This is a genomic window from Streptomyces populi (assembly GCF_002911015.1).
GTDB classification, from domain to species: domain Bacteria; phylum Actinomycetota; class Actinomycetes; order Streptomycetales; family Streptomycetaceae; genus Streptomyces; species Streptomyces populi.
The window spans coordinates 1-17,085 of sequence record NZ_KZ626995.1; the positions used below are offsets into that span (position 1 = coordinate 1).

16 protein-coding genes are annotated in these 17,085 nt (G+C 74.0%); 8 read left to right on the forward strand and 8 right to left on the reverse strand.

All coding sequences use genetic code 11. The features are described from left to right. On the reverse strand, positions 1-1,611 hold a 1,611-nt coding region (locus tag CW362_RS39345), incomplete at its 3' end, for a fatty acid--CoA ligase family protein (RefSeq protein WP_103554388.1). 98 nt (positions 1,612-1,709) lie between these two features. Between CW362_RS39345 and CW362_RS39350 the strand changes: the two genes are divergently transcribed. From CW362_RS39350 to CW362_RS39360, 3 genes are all read left to right on the forward strand, one after another. After that, a complete protein-coding gene (locus CW362_RS39350; protein ID WP_103554389.1) occupies positions 1,710-2,858 on the forward strand; it encodes a lipid-transfer protein in 1,149 nt (382 codons plus the stop codon). Between the two features lie 9 nt (positions 2,859-2,867). Continuing rightward, positions 2,868-3,341: a Zn-ribbon domain-containing OB-fold protein gene (locus CW362_RS45090; protein WP_103554390.1), complete on the forward strand. Its 474-nt coding sequence runs from the start codon at positions 2,868-2,870 to the stop codon at positions 3,339-3,341. Positions 3,342-3,421: 80 nt separating this feature from the next. Next, positions 3,422-4,180 (forward strand): enoyl-CoA hydratase/isomerase family protein, encoded by a 759-nt coding sequence (locus tag CW362_RS39360; protein WP_103554402.1) that lies wholly within the window; start codon positions 3,422-3,424, stop codon positions 4,178-4,180. 264 nt (positions 4,181-4,444) lie between these two features. On the opposite strand, the gene CW362_RS39365 is transcribed toward CW362_RS39360, so the two are convergent. Both CW362_RS39365 and kbpA read right to left on the reverse strand, forming a co-directional pair. Further along, the gene (locus CW362_RS39365) at positions 4,445-6,772 is read right to left on the reverse strand and encodes a serine/threonine-protein kinase (protein WP_103554391.1); all 2,328 of its coding nucleotides are present in this window, start codon (positions 6,770-6,772) and stop codon (positions 4,445-4,447) included. A 392-nt stretch (positions 6,773-7,164) separates the two neighbouring features. Beyond that, a complete protein-coding gene (gene kbpA / locus CW362_RS39370) occupies positions 7,165-7,899 on the reverse strand; it encodes an AfsK-binding protein KbpA (protein ID WP_103554392.1) in 735 nt (244 codons plus the stop codon). Between the two features lie 421 nt (positions 7,900-8,320). On the opposite strand from kbpA, the gene CW362_RS39375 reads away from it, so the two are divergent. Further along, entirely contained in the window at positions 8,321-8,968 is a 648-nt protein-coding gene (locus CW362_RS39375; protein ID WP_103554393.1) for a TetR family transcriptional regulator, read from the forward strand. Between the two features lie 114 nt (positions 8,969-9,082). Here the strand turns inward: CW362_RS39375 and CW362_RS39380 are convergent, their stop codons facing one another. Together CW362_RS39380 and CW362_RS39385 are read right to left on the reverse strand one after the other, a co-directional pair. Continuing rightward, a complete protein-coding gene (locus tag CW362_RS39380) occupies positions 9,083-9,610 on the reverse strand; it encodes a nitroreductase family deazaflavin-dependent oxidoreductase (protein ID WP_103554394.1) in 528 nt (175 codons plus the stop codon). A gap of 80 nt (positions 9,611-9,690) precedes the next feature. Next, on the reverse strand, positions 9,691-10,878 hold the full coding sequence (locus tag CW362_RS39385) for an acyl-CoA dehydrogenase family protein (protein ID WP_103554395.1): 1,188 nt from the start codon (positions 10,876-10,878) through the stop codon (positions 9,691-9,693). Between the two features lie 135 nt (positions 10,879-11,013). On the opposite strand from CW362_RS39385, the gene CW362_RS39390 reads away from it, so the two are divergent. Together CW362_RS39390 and CW362_RS39395 are read left to right on the forward strand one after the other, a co-directional pair. Next, a complete protein-coding gene (locus tag CW362_RS39390; RefSeq protein WP_103554396.1) occupies positions 11,014-12,207 on the forward strand; it encodes a thiolase C-terminal domain-containing protein in 1,194 nt (397 codons plus the stop codon). Between the two features lie 90 nt (positions 12,208-12,297). Beyond that, positions 12,298-12,954 carry a pyridoxine/pyridoxamine 5'-phosphate oxidase gene (locus tag CW362_RS39395; protein WP_103554397.1) on the forward strand — a complete coding sequence of 219 codons (657 nt, stop codon included), beginning with the start codon at positions 12,298-12,300 and terminating at the stop codon, positions 12,952-12,954. A gap of 61 nt (positions 12,955-13,015) precedes the next feature. Here the strand turns inward: CW362_RS39395 and CW362_RS39400 are convergent, their stop codons facing one another. After that, on the reverse strand, positions 13,016-13,891 hold the full coding sequence (locus CW362_RS39400; protein ID WP_103554398.1) for a GNAT family N-acetyltransferase: 876 nt from the start codon (positions 13,889-13,891) through the stop codon (positions 13,016-13,018). Between the two features lie 90 nt (positions 13,892-13,981). On the opposite strand from CW362_RS39400, the gene CW362_RS39405 reads away from it, so the two are divergent. Next, complete coding sequence (locus CW362_RS39405) at positions 13,982-14,587, forward strand: GNAT family N-acetyltransferase (protein WP_103554399.1); 606 nt, start codon at positions 13,982-13,984, stop codon at positions 14,585-14,587. 21 nt (positions 14,588-14,608) lie between these two features. On the opposite strand, the gene CW362_RS39410 is transcribed toward CW362_RS39405, so the two are convergent. Beyond that, on the reverse strand, positions 14,609-15,034 hold the full coding sequence (locus tag CW362_RS39410) for a Zn-ribbon domain-containing OB-fold protein (protein ID WP_206301207.1): 426 nt from the start codon (positions 15,032-15,034) through the stop codon (positions 14,609-14,611). Beyond that, positions 15,031-15,483 carry a DoxX family protein gene (locus CW362_RS39415; protein WP_103554400.1) on the reverse strand — a complete coding sequence of 151 codons (453 nt, stop codon included), beginning with the start codon at positions 15,481-15,483 and terminating at the stop codon, positions 15,031-15,033. Before CW362_RS39415 ends, CW362_RS39410 begins: the two co-directional genes overlap by 4 nt. A gap of 328 nt (positions 15,484-15,811) precedes the next feature. Here CW362_RS39415 and CW362_RS39420 point away from each other — a divergent pair, with 328 nt between their 5' ends. Then, entirely contained in the window at positions 15,812-16,996 is a 1,185-nt protein-coding gene (locus CW362_RS39420) for a flavin-containing monooxygenase (protein WP_103554401.1), read from the forward strand. The last annotated feature ends 89 nt before the right edge of the window (positions 16,997-17,085 follow it).

Below are 17,085 nucleotides of genomic sequence, written 5' to 3' on the forward strand. Positions count from 1 at the left end.
GGCGACCGTGCGGGGCACCTTGTAGTTGGCCATCTCTCGGCGGGACCAGGCGATGAGGTCGTCGGCCGTGAGGGCGGAGTGCGGGCGGCGTACCACGTAGGCCCTGCCGACCTCGCCCAGGCGGCTGTCCGGTACACCGATCACCGCCACGTCGGCGACCTCGGGGTGCAGGCCGAGCAGTTGCTCGATCTCCGCCGGGTAGGCGTTGAAGCCGCCGACGATGAACATGTCCTTGATCCGGTCGGTGATGCGCAGGTTGCCCTCGGCGTCGAGGACGCCCACGTCGCCCGTGCGCAGCCAGCCGTCGGGCGTCAGGACCTCCGCCGTGGCCGCCGCGTCCTCGAAGTAGCCGCCCATCACGTTGAAGCCGCGGACCAGGACCTCGCCGGGGGAGCCGGGGGCCGCGGGGGCTCCCGAGGGGTCCACCACCCGTACCTCGGTGCCCGGGATCGCCCGCCCCGAGGTCGAGGCGATCACCGCCGGCGGGTCCCCTCTGCGGCACATGGTGACGATGCCGCTCGCCTCGGAGAGACCGTACGCCGTGAGGACCGTGTCCACGCCGAGTTCCGTGCGCAGCCGCTCGACCAGGCGCAGCGGGACCACCGCGGCGCCGGTCACCACCAGCCGCAGCGCGGAGAGGTCGTGGGTGTCGCGGGCGGGGTGGTCGAGGAGGGACTGGTGGAGGGTGGGCGGGCCGGGGAGGACGGAGACGCGTTCCGCGGCCACGTTCGCGAGCACCGTGTCCACGTCGAACACCGGCTGCGGCACCATCGTCGCCCCGCGCATCAGACAGGCGACGATCCCGGCCTTGTAGCCGAAGGTGTGGAAGAAGGGGTTCACGATCAGATAGCGGTCGCCCTCGCGCAGACCGGCCAGGTCGCTCCAGATCTCGTAGCCGCGCAGGGTCTGGGCGTGCGTGATCAGGGCGCCCTTCGGCCGGCCCGTGGTGCCCGAGGTGAAGATGATGTCCGAGGGGGAGGCGCCGGACACCCGGGCTCCGCGACGGCGCACCTCGTCCCGCCCCACCCCCTCCCCGTCCGACAGGAAGTCCTTCCACGTGCGGAAGTCGACGGGAGCGTCGTCCGCGAGGACCACCACCCGCTCCAGGTGCGGGAGGCCGGGGAGCGGACCGGGCCCGGTGCCGGTGCCGGAGAGCCGGTCAGGTTCGGCGACGGTGCCGGGGAGCGGGTCGGCGCCGGGGGCGGGGTCCGTTCCCGGCGGCTCCCCCGCCGCCCGGCGCAGCGCCGCCACGTACGACGTACCGAGGAAGGTTCCCGTCACGAACAGCAGCTTCGCCCGGCTCCTGGCCAGTACGTACACCGCCTCGGCGCCCTTGAAGCGGGTGTTGAGGGGGACCAGGACCGCTCCCGCGGACACCGCGCCGAGGGCGGAGACGATCCAGTCGAGGGTGTTCGGGGCCCAGACGGCCACCCGGTCGCCCACGCGGACACCGTTCGCCATGCAGGCCGCGGCCGCACGCTCCACCCGGGCGCCCAACTCCGCGTAGGAGACACGTGTCCGGCCCTCGACGACCGCCTCGCGGTCCGCGAAGCGGTCCGCCGCCCACCGCACCAGCCCCGGGACGCCGCCCCACTCCAGGTCACCGCGCATCGAGCACCTCCCGCCGGAACACCGCTAGCTGACTGACCGTCAGATTAGCTGTAGCCTGACGGACTGTCAGCAGCCGGGACCGTGTGCGGAGGTCACCCATGCCAGGGATCAAGGACGCCACAGCCGTCGTCGGGATCGGCCAGACCGCCTTCGCGAAGCGGCTCCCGGAGTCCGAGAAGACGTTGGCCTGCCGCGCGATCCTCGCCGCCCTCGACGACGCCGGCATCGCGCCCGCCGAGGTCGACGCCCTCGCCTCCTACACCATGGAGGAGACCGACGAGGTCGAGGTCGCCAAGTCCGTCGGACTCGGCGACCTCACCTTCTTCAGCAAGGTCGGTTACGGGGGCGGGGGTTCCTGTGCCACCGTCGCGCACCTCGCCGCCGCCGTCGCGACCGGCCAGGCGACGGTGGGCGTGGCCTGGCGCTCGCGCAAGCGGGGCAGCGGGCCGCGCCCCTGGAGGAACACGGCCGTGCAGCTGCCCACCCCGGCCCAGTGGACCCGGCCCTTCGGGCTGCTGCGGCCCGCCGACGAGATCGGCATGCTCGCGCGCCGGTACATGCACGAGTACGGGGCGACCCGCGACCACCTCTTCAACGTGGCCCTGGCCTGCCGCAACCGCGCCAACCAGAACCCGGCCGCGATGATGTACGAACGCCCGCTGACCCGCGAGATGTACATGACCGCCCGCTGGATCAGCGAGCCGCTCTGCCTCTTCGACAACTGTCTGGAGACGGACGGCGCGCTCGCCTGCGTGATCGTGTCCGCCGAGCGCGCCCGCGACTGCCGGCAGCGGCCCGTCTACGTCCATTCCGCCGCCCAGGGCCTGCCCGCCCAGCACCACGGGATGGTCAACTACTGGAACGACGACCCGCTCACCGGGCCCGCCTGGACCGCCGCCCGGCACCTGTGGAAGCACGCCGACCTCACCCCCGAGGACGTGGACGTGGCGCAGATCTACGACGCGTTCACGCCCCTGATACCCCTCTCGCTGGAGGGGTACGGCTTCTGCGGTCGCGGGGAGGGCGCGGCCTTCACGGAGGGCGGGGCGCTGGAGATCGGCGGACGGCTGCCCCTCAACACCGGGGGCGGCGGGCTCAGCGAGGCCTACGTGCACGGCTTCAACCTCATCAACGAGGGCGTGAAGCAGTTGCGGGGCACGAGCACGGCGCAGGTGCCGGGGGCGGCGACCTGTCTGGTCACGGCGGGGGAAGGGGTCCCGACCTCCGCACTCCTGCTGAGGAACTGAGGAGCCGGGATGACGGACATCACCGAGACCACCGGGACGGACCGGGTGGACGAGCCCCTGCTGTCCCCCGTCCCCGACGACGACGGGGCGCCCTTCTGGCGGTACGCCGCCCGGGGCGAACTCCGCGTCCAGGCCTGCGCCGACTGCGGCGAACTCCGCTTCCCGCCGCGCCCCTGCTGCCCGCACTGCCACTCCTTCGCCGACGAATGGCGGAGGACGAGCGGACGGGGCCGGATCTGGTCGTACGTCGTCGCGCACCCGCCGCTCCTTCCCGCCTACGCGGCGCTGGCCCCCTACGACGCGATCGTGGTGGAGCTGGACGAGGCGCCGCGGATCCGGCTGGCCGGGAACCTGGTGAGCGGACCGGACGAGCCCCTCGGCTCCGTTCCGCCGGGGCGGATCCGGATCGGGGCGCGGGTGCAGGCGGTGTTCGCCGAGGTGAACGGCGTGACCGTGCCGCGCTGGGTCCTGGAGCGGGTGTGAGCGGGGTGGGGGCCGACCCGGAGGGCGCCGCCCGCGGGGCCCGTACCGGCGCGGGAGGGACGACGGGCGGCGGGCTCGCGGTGAGCGTCGACAAGGACACCGGGGTCGCCGTCCTCACGCTCGACCGGCCGGACCGGCTCAACGCCGTCGATCTCGCGACGGCCGGCGAACTGGCCGCCGCCTGGCGGGCGTTCCGGTTCGACGACACCGTACGGGCGGTCGTCGTCACCGGCGCGGGGCGGCGGGCCTTCTGCACCGGGATCGACCGCGCCGCCGAGGTGCCGCAGCCCGGCTCCCCCTACATGGTGGACGATCCGCTCGCCACGATCGGGCCGAAGGCCAACGACCTGTGGAAGCCGGTGATCGCCGCCGTGAACGGGATCGCCTGCGGCGGTGCCTTCTACCTGCTGGGCGAGTCGGAGTTCGTCGTGGCCGACGAGGAGGCGTCCTTCTTCGACCCGCACACGACGTACGGGATGGTCAGCGCGTACGAGTCCGTCTACCTCGCGCAGCGGATGCCGTTCGGGGAGGTGGCGCGCATCGCGCTGATGGGGACCGCCGAGCGGGTCTCGGCGCGACGGGCGTACGAGGTGGGGCTGGTGTCCGAACTCGCCCCGCCGGGAGGGGCCCTGGCGGCGGCCGTCGCGTGCGCGGCGGTCATCGCGTCCTACCCGCCCGAGGCCGTCCAGGGGACCGTGCGGGCGCTGTGGCAGGCGCAGGAGGCGACCCGCGCGGCGGCCCTGGCGCACGCCCCCCAGCTCGTGTCCCTCGGGAACCTGCCGGGCGGGCGGCAGGCGGAACTGTTCTCGGCGCGCAGGCCGGGGTTCCGGCTGCGCTGAGGGCGCCCCGGGCCCGCGGACGGCCGTGCCGGGCCCTCGCCAGGCCCTCACCGGTCCCTCACCGGTCCCTCGCCAGGCCCGAGGAACGCTCGAGGCGGGCAGGAGCGGACCGGGCCGGCCCTCGCTCCGTGTGGCGGGCCGGTCACACCGGGCGTAGCCTCGCAGCCGGAACGGCTTCCGCAGGCCGTCCGCGCGAACGACGGCCGCCGTCCGGAGCCCCTTCCGTGCCCGGTACGGCGGCCGTCGCAGAGTCCGCGGACCGTCTCACGTGGTGCGCGCGGTCCCGGTGCCCTTCTCCGCGTCCAGCGCGTACACGCAGCGGTCCTTGCTGCACGCGTACACGACGCCGTCCTTGACCACGGGCGCCCCGGTGATCTCGCCGCCGGTGGCCAGCTTCCAGCGCAGGCGCCCGTCGTCGGCCTTCAGGGTGTACAGGAGGTGGTCCGTGGAACCGAAGTGGATACGGCCCTCGGCCACCACCGGAGCGCCGACCAGGTCGCCCCCGGCCTGGAAGCGCCACTTCGGGGTGCCGGTGACGGCGTCCAGCGTGTACAGGCCCTTGCCGCTGCCCACGTGGACGTGTCCGGCGGCCACCAGGACCGGCTCGGCGGAGGCGCGGGACTCGGTGGCGATGCGCCAGCGGTCGCGGCCGTCGGTCGCGTCGAGGGCGTACACCGTGCCGAGGTAGTCGGCGAGGTAGACGCCGCCGCCCGTCACCGCCGGACCCGGGACGAAGGTGGGCGGGCTGAGGAAGACGGCCGGCGCCTCGAAGTGCCAGCGGACGTGACCGCCGGCCACGTCGATCGCGAGGACGCGGGTGCCCGCGCAGATGTAGACGTAGCCGTCGGGCGCGTGGGTCAGACGGACCGGTACGCCGCCGCAGGAGGCCGTGTCACCGATCGGGTACGACCAGCGCTCCTCGCCCGTACGGGCCTCCAGGGCGCGCAGCCGCGCGTCCTTCCACACGTACACCGTGCCGTCGTGGACCGCCGGACCGGCCTCCGGGGACTCGAAGTCCGTCTGGGCGCCGCTGATCTCCCAGAGCTTCTGGCCGTTCGCGGCCTCCCAGGCCTGGACGCCGCCCCCGCGCGTGCCGGTGACGACCGTCCCGCGGTCGGCCTGTAGGGAGTAGACCCAGGCGTCCGTGGACAGGCGCCACAGGTCCGCGCCCTCCCTGGCCTCGAGCGCGTACAGCGTCGGCCCGTCGGACGCGTGGATGCGGCCGTCCGCCACCGCCATCGACCAGGCCACGTCCCGGGTCTTGAACCGGCGCCGGCCGGTCGCGACGTCGAGGGCGTGGACCTCGAAGGAGGTGACGTAGACGAGGTCGTCGGCGACCGCGGGGGTGCCCCACACGTCGTTCGACATGCGGAAGCGCCAGGGGCGCCAGCCCGTGGACGTGTCGGGCGTCGGGGGCACGGGCACCGGTGCCGGTTCGGCGCCGTTCACGCCGATGCGCGGCCGGGACCAGGACGCCGCGAGCCCGGCTTCCGGCGGCGGCGCCTTCACGGCCGCCGCACGGGCGTCGACGACCCGCGGGCCGGGACCGATGGGCACCTTGCCGCCCGCGAGGCGCACGGGGCCGGTGTCGGGCGCCCCCACGGGCACCGCCGGGGCGTGCGAGGGGGGCGGGGGCAGGGCGGGGCGCCCGCCGCCGCTGCGTCCGCCCCCCGAGGCCGGCTGCTTGACCGGCGGACGGCCGCCGCGGCGCGTCTCGATCAGGCTCACCGCGCGCTCGGGCAGCCACGCGGAGGCCGTACCGCTGTCGTCGGAGCCGGAGCCGAAGAGGTGGGGGGCGAGCTGCGCCTGGAGGTCGGCGGGGTTGGGACGGGCCGTGGCGTCCATCTGCATGCAGGACTCGATGAGCGGGCGCAGCTCGTCGGGCAGGCCTTCGAGGTCCGGGCCCTCGCGGAGCAGCATGAAGACCGTCTCGACGGGGTTGGCGCCGTGGAAGGGCGCGTGTCCGGTGGCCGCGAAGACGAGCATCGAGCCGAGCGAGAAGACGTCGCTCGCGCCGGTGACGCTGCGCGAGTCCTTGGCCTGCTCGGGCGACATGTAGGCGGGGGTGCCGACGGCGACATTGGTCATCGTCAGACGGGTGTTCGAGACGCCGGACGCGATGCCGAAGTCGATCACGCGCGGCCCGTCCTCGACCACGAGGACGTTCGAGGGCTTCAGGTCGCGGTGGACGAGTCCGGCGCCGTGGATGGACTGCAACGCCTCCGCGACACCCGCCGCCAGCCAGCGCACCGCCTGGGCCGGGAGCGGCCCGCACTCGTTCACTATCTCCTCGAGCGAGGGCGCGGGCACGTAGGCGGTGGCCAGCCACGGCACCGCGGCACGGGCGTCGGCGTCGACCACGGCCGCCGTGTAGAAGCCCGACACGGCGCGGGCCGCCTCGACCTCGCGCGAGAAGCGGACCCGGAACAACTGGTCCTCGGCGAGCTCGGTCCTGACCGTCTTGATCGCCACGCGCCGGCCGGAGGCCGAGCGCGCGAGATAGACCAGCCCCATGCCGCCGGCACCCAGCCGTCCCAGCACCTCGAACGGCCCGATCCGGCGCGGATCGTGCTGCGTCAGCTGATCCACCACTTGCCTGCCACCTCCCCGTACGGGTCACGTCATCCACGTATGAACGCGGCCCAGTGCAGCGTCTCACCACCGCACCGCCATGGCGGCACGCACCCCGATTCTTCCTGGCCGAGCCGCCTGTTGCGAACCCGGGGGCGGATCGGGGTGTCTCGTGACAAAACAGCCGCCCCGGCAGGAGTACGGTCGCCGGGGCGCCACGGTTCAGGGCCGAAATGCGCCCCTCACCCCAGAAGTACCCCGCTCCGCGCCCCGGAAGTGCCGTCCCTCACGTCGGATCGCGGCGCCCCTCACCGCAGAAGCGTTTCGGCCTGTTCCGCCGAAGCCTCCCCGGCGTCTTCCGCCGGTGCAACCCCCGCACCGCCGGAGCGACGTCACGCCTGGTCGCGGCACCGTCACCGTTCGAGCACCGCGAACGACGCGCCCTGGTTGTCCGTGACGACGGCCACCCGTCCGTACGACGTGTCGAAGGGTGTCACCTGGACCCGGCCGCCGAGCCTGTTCACCGTCCCGAGTGTTTCCTCGCAGTCCTCGACCCCGAAGTGGACGAGGAAGTGCGGCGGCATCTCGGCCGGAAAGACACCCGTCACGGGAACGCGGCCGAAATCGGGGGTCGCGCCGGGACCGAACAGCGCGTCGTGGAACAGGGCGCCGTAGAAACGGTCGACCGTCGCGGTGTCACGCGCGTACAGCTCGGCCCAGCAGAACGTGCGGCGCTCGTGGCGCCTGGCGAAGCCGGCGTGGGTGCCGGGCTGCCAGAGGCCGAAGACGGCACCCTCCGGGTCGGTGGCGAGGGCGGCCGTGCCCAGCTCGCCCGACAGTCCCACCGCCATGGGCACGGAGACGACCCCGCCGCCCTCCGCCACGATCCGCCGGGTGAGCGCCTCGGCGTCCGACGTCGCGAAGTACACCGTCCACACGGTGGGCATCCGCCCGTCCAGCTTGGGCGTGAGCGCCGCGACCGGCTCGCCGTCCAGCTCCGCCCAGCCCACCGGGCCGGGGTCCTCGGAGAACGTCCAGCCGAAGAGCTCGCCGTAGAAGCGCTTGCCCGCCTCCACGTCGGGGAGCTGTGCGTCGACCCAGCAGGGCACGCCCTCGGAGAACCCGGCGACAACGGCTGATTCGGCCATGCGGCCAAGCTAACGGCCCTTCCGGCATCCCGCAGAGCGTGCGCGCCTGCTCCGGTGAACGCCCCGTCCCTGCTCAGAGGCCCCGCGAGGGGAACACGGGCGCTTTTCGGGGCGGGGTGCGCGCACGATGCGCGCGCCCTTTCCGGGGCCCTCCCGGGAACGCGTACGCCCTTTCCCGGGAGGCGCCCCGAGATCACGGACGCCCTTTCCCCGGCCCGTGGAATGCGGACGGCCTTTCCCGCGCGACCCGTCGCCGGACGCGGGCACCGGTGCGCGCGTCCCCTCCAGGAGCGCCGGGAACCCCCGGAAACCCCCTGGTGAACCCCCTCGCCGGCCCCTTCCGAACCCCCGCGCCACAGGGCCGCACCCCATTTGCAGTCGGCCGAATCGCGCTCCGATCACCCCTCGGTAAGCTGACGGCATGACAGGACAAGTGCGTACCGTCGACGGCCGCGTGGCCGGACGACGTGGGCAGGCGACCCGGCAGAAGCTGCTCGACTGCCTCAGCGAGATGCTCAGCTCATCGCCCTACCGGGACGTCAAAGTCATCGACGTCGCCCGGAAGGCAGGCACTTCACCGGCGACCTTCTACCAGTACTTCCCGGACGTCGAAGGCGCCGTTCTGGAGATCGCCGAGCAAATGGCCGCGGAGGGCGCCGGGTTGACCCAGCTCCTCGAAGGCCGTTCCTGGGTCGGCAAGGCGGGCTGGCAGACCGCGCAGGAACTCGTCGACGGATTCCTGGAGTTCTGGCGGAAGAACGACGCGATCCTGCGCGTCGTCGATCTCGGCGCCGCCGAGGGGGACAAGCGGTTCTACAAGATCCGCATGAAGATCCTGAACTCCGTGAACAACTCCCTGACGGATTCCGTCACCGAACTCCAGGCCAAGGGAAAGGTCGACAAGGACGTGAACCCGGCCGCGATGGCCGGTTCCCTCGTCGCCATGCTCGCGGCGGTCGCCTCGCACCAGAAGGGGTTCCAGTCCTGGGGCGTCAAGCAGGCCGAACTCAAGCCGAACCTCGCGCTGTTGGTGTACCTGGGCGTGACCGGGAAGAAGCCGACGAAGTAGATTCCCGCGCCTGAGCGCCCCAGCTCCTGTCATGTGGGCGGCAGTTCGCCCCGGAGGCCCTCCGGCGGACCGCCGCCCGCTGCGCTGTACGGGCGGCACGGCCCGGTCGTCCGCTCAGCCGGACCGGACCCCGCCCTCCGCGGGACCGCCGGGCGCCGCCCGGCGCACGATCCTGAAGAGCCGTATCTCCCGGTCCACCCGGGCCTGGTAGGTGGCGTACGGCGGCCAGAAGGCCAGCACCGCCTTCCAGACCGCCTCCCTCTCCTCACCCGTCAGGAGCCGGGCGGTCACGGGTATGTCCTCGCCCTTCCAGTTGACGACGGCGTCGGGACGGGCCAGCAGGTTCGCGGTCCAGGCGGGATGGTCGCTGCGGCCGAAGTTGGACCCGACGAGGATCCAGCCGGACCCCGCCTCACCCGGGGCGCCGCCCTCCGGCATGCAGGCCAGCGGGGTACGGCGCTCCAGACCGCTTCTGGCGCCGCGCGCGGTCAGGACGACCCCCGGCAGCATCTGGGCGCTGAGCAGCACCTTCCCGCGCGTGAGCCGGTGCACCGCGCGGTCGAGGGCCGGTATGAGGTGAGGGGCCGCCCTGGCGAACGCCCGGGTGGAGGACACCCTCTGCACCAGCCGCACCCCGGGCATCCTCCTCGCCCCGGTCCCCGTCCCCGTCCTCCCGCCGCCTCCCGTGCCGTTCCCCGTGCGCGAACGCCCGGCCGCCGCCATCAGACCGTCACCTCCCCGCCGTCGAAGAGACGCGCCGCGTCGGCCGCGTGCGCGCGCAGCCGGTGGACGGGGCCGAAGAGCAGTTCGTCGCCGGACGCGCGCTTGAAGTAGAGATGGGCGTCGTGCTCCCAGGTGAAGCCGATGCCTCCGTGCAACTGGACGCCCTCGGAGGCGGCGGTGCGCAGCGCCTCCAGCGCCTGGGCCAGCGCGAGGGCGCCCACGCGCTCGCCGCCCGTCCCGGTGGCCCAGGCCGCGTAGTACGCCGCCGAGCGGGCCGACTGCACGCCCACGTACACGTCCGCGAGGCGGTGCTTGACCGCCTGGAAGGAGCCGATCGCCCGCCCGAACTGCTCGCGTCGGCCCACGTGTTCGACGGTGCGCTCCAGCGCGCGGTCGGCGGCGCCCACGGCCTCCACGGCGAGGACGGCGGCGGCCGCGTCCCCGGCGGCGGCCAGCGCCGCGGGCACGTCCGCCCGGTCGTCCCCCAGCAACTCCGCCTCCACGTCACGCAGTTCGACTCGGGCCTGCGGCCGGGTCGCGTCCAGGGCGGTCTGCCGCACGCGGACGAGCCCGTCGGCGTCGCCCCGCACCAGGAACAGCAGCGTCCGCGACCGTGCGAACCCGCCGGTGTGCGCGGCCACCACCAGCAGCCCCGCGCTGTGCCCGTCCAGCACCTGCTCCGCCTGCCCGTAGAGCCGCCAGGAGCCGTCCGCGCGGCGCGCCTGGACGCCACCGGCGCGGCCACCGCCGGCCCAGTCGCCACGGTTGTCGCCGGCCAGCCCGAGAGCGGTGGCCAGGCCCGCCCCGGGCACCGCGAGGGCGGCCGTCAACGCGCCCGAGGCGAGCGGCGGCAGCAGCGCGGCGCGCTGCGCCCCGGTGCCGAGGGCCAGGATCAGCGGGGCGGCGAGGACGGTGGTGGACAGCAGCGGCGAGGGGGCGAGGGCGCGGCCCGACTCCTCGCAGGCGAGGGCGAGTTCCGTCATCGAGCAGCCGACCCCGCCGTACGCCTCGGGGAGGGCGAGCCCGGGCAGCCCGAGCCGTAGCGCGAGGCTCTCCCAGAGCGCCGGGTCGTAGCCCGCGGGGGTCCGCTCGGCGGCCCGCAGCTCCTGCGGGCCGCACCGTTTGACCAGCAACTCCCGCAGCGTGCGGCGGATCTCCTCCTGCTCCGCGGTGAGACGGACGTCCATGGGCGGCTCCTCCCTCGTCGGGGGGCTGATCGGACAGACCGATCTGACGGGCCGTCATGTTAGGGCGGAGCCCCCCAGATGCACAGGGGTGCGGCCACTCCCGGCGGGACAGTCATCTGATGTACCGTCAGATCCATGACGCACGCCACCCCGGGCCACAGCCGTCGCAAGGTCGCCGTCGTCGGCGTGTCCCTGTCCGACTGCGGCCGCGTGGACGAGGCGACCCCGTACGCGCTGCACGCCCAGGCCGCGCGCCGCGCGCTGGCCGACTCCGGCCTGGACCGCTCGGTGGTCGACGGACTCGCGTCGGCGGGGCTCGGCACCCTCGCGCCCGCCGAGGTGGCCGAGTACCTGGGACTGCGGCCCACCTGGGTCGACTCGACCTCGGTCGGCGGGTCCACCTGGGAGGTCATGGCGGCCCACGCGGCGGACGCCATCGCGGCGGGCCGCGCGAACGCGGTCCTGCTCGTCTACGGCTCCACGGCCCGCGCCGACATCAGGGCGGGCCGCCGCACCGGCAACCTCTCCTTCGGCGCCCGCGGCCCCCTCCAGTTCGAGTTCCCCTACGGCCACACCCTGGTCGCGAAGTACGCGATGGCCGCCCGCCGCCACATGCACACCTACGGCACCACGCTCGAACAGCTCGCCTCGGTGGCGGTCCAGGCCCGCGCGAACGCGGCCTCCAACCCGGAGGCGATGTTCCGCACCCCGGTCACCGTCGACGAGGTCCTGTCGGGGCCGATGATCGCGGACCCCTTCACCAAGCTGCACTGCTGCATCCGCTCCGACGGCGGCGCGGCGGTGCTGCTGGCGGCCGAGGAGTACGTGCGCGACTGCCGTACGGCCCCGGTGTGGGTGCTCGGGACCGGCGAGCACGTCTCCCACACCTCCATGTCCGAGTGGGCGGACTTCACCGTCTCCCCGGCGGCGGTGAGCGGCCGGCTCGCCTTCGAGCGGGCCGGGGTGCGCCCGGCGGAGATCGACCTCGCCGAGATCTACGACGCCTTCACCTACATGACCCTCGTGACCCTGGAGGACCTCGGTTTCTGCGCCAAGGGCGAGGGCGGCGCCTTCGTGGACGCGGCGAAGGGGCGGCTCCTGGTGGGCGGGGAGCTGCCGGTGAACACGGACGGGGGCGGGCTGTCGGCCCAGCACCCGGGCATGCGCGGCCTGTTCCTGCTGGTGGAGGCCGTACGGCAGCTCCGCGGCGAGCTGCCCGAGGGGCGCCAGGTGCGGCGCCCCGACGGGAGCCCGCCCGAGCTGGCGGTGGCGTCCGGGACGGGAGGCTGGTTCTGCTCGTCGGGGACGGTGGTGCTGGGACGGGGGTGAGGGCGGACGTCGCGCCCGGCCCCCGGCCCGAGGAACCGGTCCGCCAGGGCACCAGGCCCCGGCGAAGGCGCTCCGGGTGATACTCGGGACATGGAACCGGATCTTCATGAGCTGCTGAGATCGCTGCGGGTGTGGGACACGGAGCTGCCCGGCTTCGCCCCCGAGGAGGCCCCGGCGGAGCCGCTGGCCCTGTTCACCCGGTGGTTCGCGGAGGCGGTGGCGGCCGGGCAGCCCGAGCCGCACACGATGACGCTCGCGACGGCCGACGAGGACGGTCTGCCCGACGCCCGGATCGTGATGCTGCACGGCGCGGACGAGAACGGGTGGGCCTTCGCCAGCCATGCCACCAGCCGCAAGGGCCACCAGCTCGCCGCCCGCCCCTACGCGGCCCTCGGCTTCTACTGGCCCGCGCAGGGGCGCCAGATCCGGCTCCGCGGCCCGGTCACGGTCGCGTCGCCCGAGGAGAGCCAGGCGGACCTGCACGCCCGCTCCACCGGCGCCCTGGCCGCCGCCCTGGTGGGCCGCCAGAGCGAGGTCCTGCCCTCGCGGGCCGAGCTGGACCGGGCCTCGGACGCGGCCTGGGAACGGGCCGAGAGCTCCCCGGACTCCCCCGCCCCCACCTGGACCCTCTACCGCCTCCGCCCGGACGAGGTGGAGTTCTTCCAGGGCGACGCCCGCCGCCGCCACGTCCGCCTCGCCTACCACCGCACGGAGACCGGCTGGACCACCGAGCTGCTCTGGCCGTGACACCGGCGGCGACCGCACCCCGAGGCCGCCCCCGGCACGCCCCCGCCCCGGACGCCCGGCCCTAAGCCCCGTCGTACGTGAAGTCGTACGCCGCGAAGTCGGAGACGGGACGGTAGCCGATGCGCCGGTACAGGCCGTTGCTGGTCGGATTGGCCAGGTCGGTGAAGAGCAGCACCTCCCCGGCGCCGGACGCGACCGCGACGCGGGTCACCTCCGCGGTGACGGCACCGGCGTATCCCCGGCCGCGCAGGTGCGCCGGGGTGTAGACGGGGCCGACCCTCAGCTGTCCGGCGACCGGCGGGGTCGCGCCCGCCATGGCGACGGGGATGCCCTCGGGGTCCTCCCAGAGGGTGATGCCCCCGTACGAGATCCGGTCGTCGGCCCAGGCGCCGGGGACGCGGTGACCGCCTTCGCCGATGGCCTCGGCGAACTCCGTGTACCAGCGGGCGAGCAGGTCCCGGTCGCCCTCGTCCGCGACCCGGGGACGGCCGGGCGGCGCGGGCTCGGGCACCGACAGCTCGCCGAGCCGGTACAGCCGCTCGCTCCGCCGCGGCACGGCCCTCGCCCCGGTCCGCCGCCGCCACGCCTCGGCGAAGGCCCCGGCGGTGCCGGTGTCGGCCAGGATCCCGGGCACCTCGCTCCCCGCGTCCGCGAGCACCGCGGCGAGCGCCTCCACGTCCCGCTCGTCCAGAGAGGTGACGTTCAGCCGGTACGGAGGCGTACGGAAGAAGGCCGCACGGACCGCCCCGTCCTGCTCCAGAACCCCGAAGACCGGCGCACTCTCCCCGTACAGGCCCGTCCCCCGTCTGCGCAGCCCGTCCGTCACGGTCAGCGCGACGGTGTGCTGCGCGGGCCGCGAGCGGAGGAAGTCCCCGGCCCGGGCGAGGAACGCGTCGAGATCACGGGTGAGCCGCCAGTCGTACGTCACGGAGGTCATGTCCGATGATCCCGTGCGGCCACTGCGCCGTACCTCCGAATTTCGGCATGCGGGAGTGACCTGTGAGCCTGGAGGGGCTTGAATGGCTGGATGGCCGACGTCCGTCTGCAGTTCTCCGTCCAGCCCGAACCCGAGCTGACCGGCCTCGGTCTGCGGCTCCGCCCCTGGGACCCGGAGTCCGACGCCGACGTGTCGGCGTATCTGCGCGGGCTGTCCGATCCGGAGTTCCAGCGCTGGAACACCCCGCTCAGGTTCGTCCGGGACATCGACTCCGCCCGGGAGGCGCTGCGGACCCGCGTCGCGGCGGCGACGAGCGGCACCGGGTTCTCCTTCTGCGTCACCGACGCCGGGACCGGCGGGACGCTGGGGCACATCGGCGTCAACGAGATCGACCACGTCATGAGCTGCGCCCGCGTCGGCTACTGGGTCCTCCCGGAGTCCCGCGGCCGCCAGGTCGCCACCCGTGCCCTCGCCCTCGCGGCCCGCTACGGCTTCACCGGTCTCGCCCTGCACCGTCTCGACCTGGGCCACGCCGTGGGCCACGAGGCCTCCTGCCGGGTCGCCGAACGCTGCGGGTTCCGGCACGAGGGGACGCTGCGCGGCGCGATGTTCGAGGCCGGCCGCCACGACGCGTTCCGCGACGTGCACCTGCACGGACGGCTGGCGACGGACCCGGAGCCGGCGCCCGCGGAATAGGGCCGGACGAGCCGGAGAGGGTCACCCACGGGCCGGCGGCGCGGGCCGGAACACGGGAATCCCCGCCCTGAAGGCCACCGCCAGCTCCATCCCGATCCGCAGGGCCTCCTCCTCGCACCCGATCACCTCGGTCATCATCCGGGGCCCCTCCACGAGGTCGACGACGGCGGCGGTGTACGGCACGCGCCCGCCGAACGGCGGCAGGTCGTTGCGGTGGACGACCGACCAGGTGTAGAGCGTGGCGCGCCCGCTCACGGGACGCCAGCCCACGTCCTCGCTCCAGCAGTGCGGACAGAACTCCCGGGGGTAGTGGTGGACGCGGTCGCAGGCCGCGCAGTGCCGGACCAGCAGCCGCCCCTCGGCCGCCGCCTCCCAGTACGTCCGGGTGAAGGCGTCGACCCCGGGCTCGTCGTACCCGCCGCCCGGTCCCGCCGCGCCCCCGCTCACCGGAAGAGCCCGAGGGCGTCGTCCAGGGACCAGGTCTGCCAGGACATCGCGAACAGGGCGACGGCCGAGATCAGCGCCATCATCGCGTTCTGCCCCTGTTCCGCCCAGTCGTGGATCATGAGGGTGAAGTAGAGGACGTTGAGGAGCAGGCCCGCGACCAGGGCGACGGGCGTCAGCAGCCCGGCCACCAGCCCGAGGCCGAGTGCCAGCTCCGCGTACACGACGACGTACGCCATCACCCTGGGCCGCGGCGCGACGACCTTCTCGAACCCGGAGCGCACGGCGCTCCACCGGTGCCCGGCGGCGACGTCGGCCGCCCACGCGATCCCGGTCCCGCGCTCGAACCAGCCCTTCTTGTCCTTGTGCCGCCAGCTCTCGAGCCACCACAGCCCGAGCCCGATACGGAGCACGGCCAGCCATTCCGCCCCGCCGAGCCAGATCGTGTCCATGGACGAACCTCCCGCAGAGGAGCCGCATCTGACGGAACGTCAGTTTCGGTCCCGGGAGACGCCCGCGCAAGGGGCCGGCGACGGCCACCCGGAACGGGACGATCACCACCCCCTCCCGAGGAGCGCGCGGGGCCGGTCCCGCGCTCCCGCAAAAGACGTACGCCCCGGCGCCCACCTGCGGGGACAACACGCTTTCCACACATCCCCATCACGTCGAAGTGACCTACGCCACCGGGTCCACCCACCCCTCCCACAGTCGTGACCAGTTCGCAACCGATTCCCCTCTTGACCGAGACCTATCAAGCAAAGCCGTGATTACGCTCGCGCTATGGCCGACTCGACTGCTTCCACGACCTCCCGCACGGTGCCCTCCCACGAGGACCGCCCCGTGTACGTGATCGGAGGCGGCCCCGGAGGACTCGCGGCGGCGTACGCGCTGCGCGCCCGGGGCGTGCGGGCCGTCGTGCTGGAGAAGTCGGACCAGGTCGGCGCGTCCTGGCGGAACCACTACGACCGGCTGCACCTGCACACCACCCGACGGCTGTCCGCGCTGCCGGGGCTGTCGATGCCGCGCTCGTTCGGCCGGTGGGTGGCACGTGACAACGTGGTGCGCTACCTGGAGAAGTACGCCGAGCACCACGGCCTGGAGATCGTCACGGGCGTCGAGGTCTCCCGCGTCGAGCCCGCCCCGGACGGCGGCTGGCTGCTGCACGCCACCGGCGGACGGGAGCTGACCGGCAGCGCGGTGGTCGTCGCGACCGGCTACAACCACACCCCGCGCGTCCCCGACTGGGCGGGCCGCGACACCTACACCGGCGAGCTGCTGCACGCCGGCGAGTACCGCAACCCCGCCCCCTACGCGGGCCGTGACGTCCTGGTCGTCGGCATCGGCAACACCGGCGCCGAGATCGCCGCGGACCTGGCCGAGGGCGGCGCCTCGCGCGTACGGCTGTCCGTCCGCACCGCGCCGCACATCCTGCGCCGCTCGACGGCGGGCTGGGCCGCGCAGTACACGGGCATCGCCGTACGGCGGCTGCCGGTGCGCCTCGTGGACGCGCTGGCCGGACCGGTGTGCCGACTGAGCGTGCCCGACCTGTCCGCGCAGGGCCTGCCCCGCCCCTCCACCGGGCTCTACTCCCGCGTCAACGAGGGCTCCATCCCCGTCCAGGACGTCGGCATCATCGACGCCGTCCGCAAGGGGAAGGTCGAGATCGTGGCCGCGGTCGAGGCGTTCGAGGACCACAAGGCCGTCCTCGCCGACGGGAACCGGATCGCCCCGGACGCGGTGATCGCCGCGACCGGATACACGCGGGCCCTGGAAGGCATGGTCGGACACCTCGACGTGCTCGACGGCCGCGGGCACCCGGTCGTGCACGGCGGACGCACCCCGAAGAACGCGCCCGGCCTGTACTTCACCGGCTTCACCAACCCCATCAGCGGCATGTTCCGCGAACTCGCCCTGGACGCCGAGAAGATCGCGAAGGCCGTCGCCCGCCACGCCGCCAAGTCCTAGCCCACCAGCCGACGCACGGGCCCCTGCCCACCCCCGGCGATCACGCCCAGCAGGCCCAAGCAGGTTTTCGCCCCCCACCGCCCCTACCC

What these genes read in the sequence shown, in the direction of transcription:
- CW362_RS39350 (WP_103554389.1), top strand. Translation starts at nt 1,710, where the DNA reads ATGCCAGGGATCAAGGACGCCACAGCCGTCGTCGGGATCGGCCAGACC.
- CW362_RS45090 (WP_103554390.1), top strand. Translation starts at nt 2,868, where the DNA reads ATGACGGACATCACCGAGACCACCGGGACGGACCGGGTGGACGAGCCC.
- kbpA (WP_103554392.1), bottom strand. Translation starts at nt 7,899, where the DNA reads ATGGCCGAATCAGCCGTTGTCGCCGGGTTCTCCGAGGGCGTGCCCTGC.
- CW362_RS39375 (WP_103554393.1), top strand. Translation starts at nt 8,321, where the DNA reads ATGACAGGACAAGTGCGTACCGTCGACGGCCGCGTGGCCGGACGACGT.
- CW362_RS39380 (WP_103554394.1), bottom strand. Translation starts at nt 9,610, where the DNA reads ATGCCCGGGGTGCGGCTGGTGCAGAGGGTGTCCTCCACCCGGGCGTTC.
- CW362_RS39385 (WP_103554395.1), bottom strand. Translation starts at nt 10,878, where the DNA reads ATGGACGTCCGTCTCACCGCGGAGCAGGAGGAGATCCGCCGCACGCTG.
- CW362_RS39390 (WP_103554396.1), top strand. Translation starts at nt 11,014, where the DNA reads ATGACGCACGCCACCCCGGGCCACAGCCGTCGCAAGGTCGCCGTCGTC.
- CW362_RS39395 (WP_103554397.1), top strand. Translation starts at nt 12,298, where the DNA reads ATGGAACCGGATCTTCATGAGCTGCTGAGATCGCTGCGGGTGTGGGAC.
- CW362_RS39400 (WP_103554398.1), bottom strand. Translation starts at nt 13,891, where the DNA reads ATGACCTCCGTGACGTACGACTGGCGGCTCACCCGTGATCTCGACGCG.
- CW362_RS39405 (WP_103554399.1), top strand. Translation starts at nt 13,982, where the DNA reads ATGGCCGACGTCCGTCTGCAGTTCTCCGTCCAGCCCGAACCCGAGCTG.
- CW362_RS39415 (WP_103554400.1), bottom strand. Translation starts at nt 15,483, where the DNA reads ATGGACACGATCTGGCTCGGCGGGGCGGAATGGCTGGCCGTGCTCCGT.
- CW362_RS39420 (WP_103554401.1), top strand. Translation starts at nt 15,812, where the DNA reads ATGGCCGACTCGACTGCTTCCACGACCTCCCGCACGGTGCCCTCCCAC.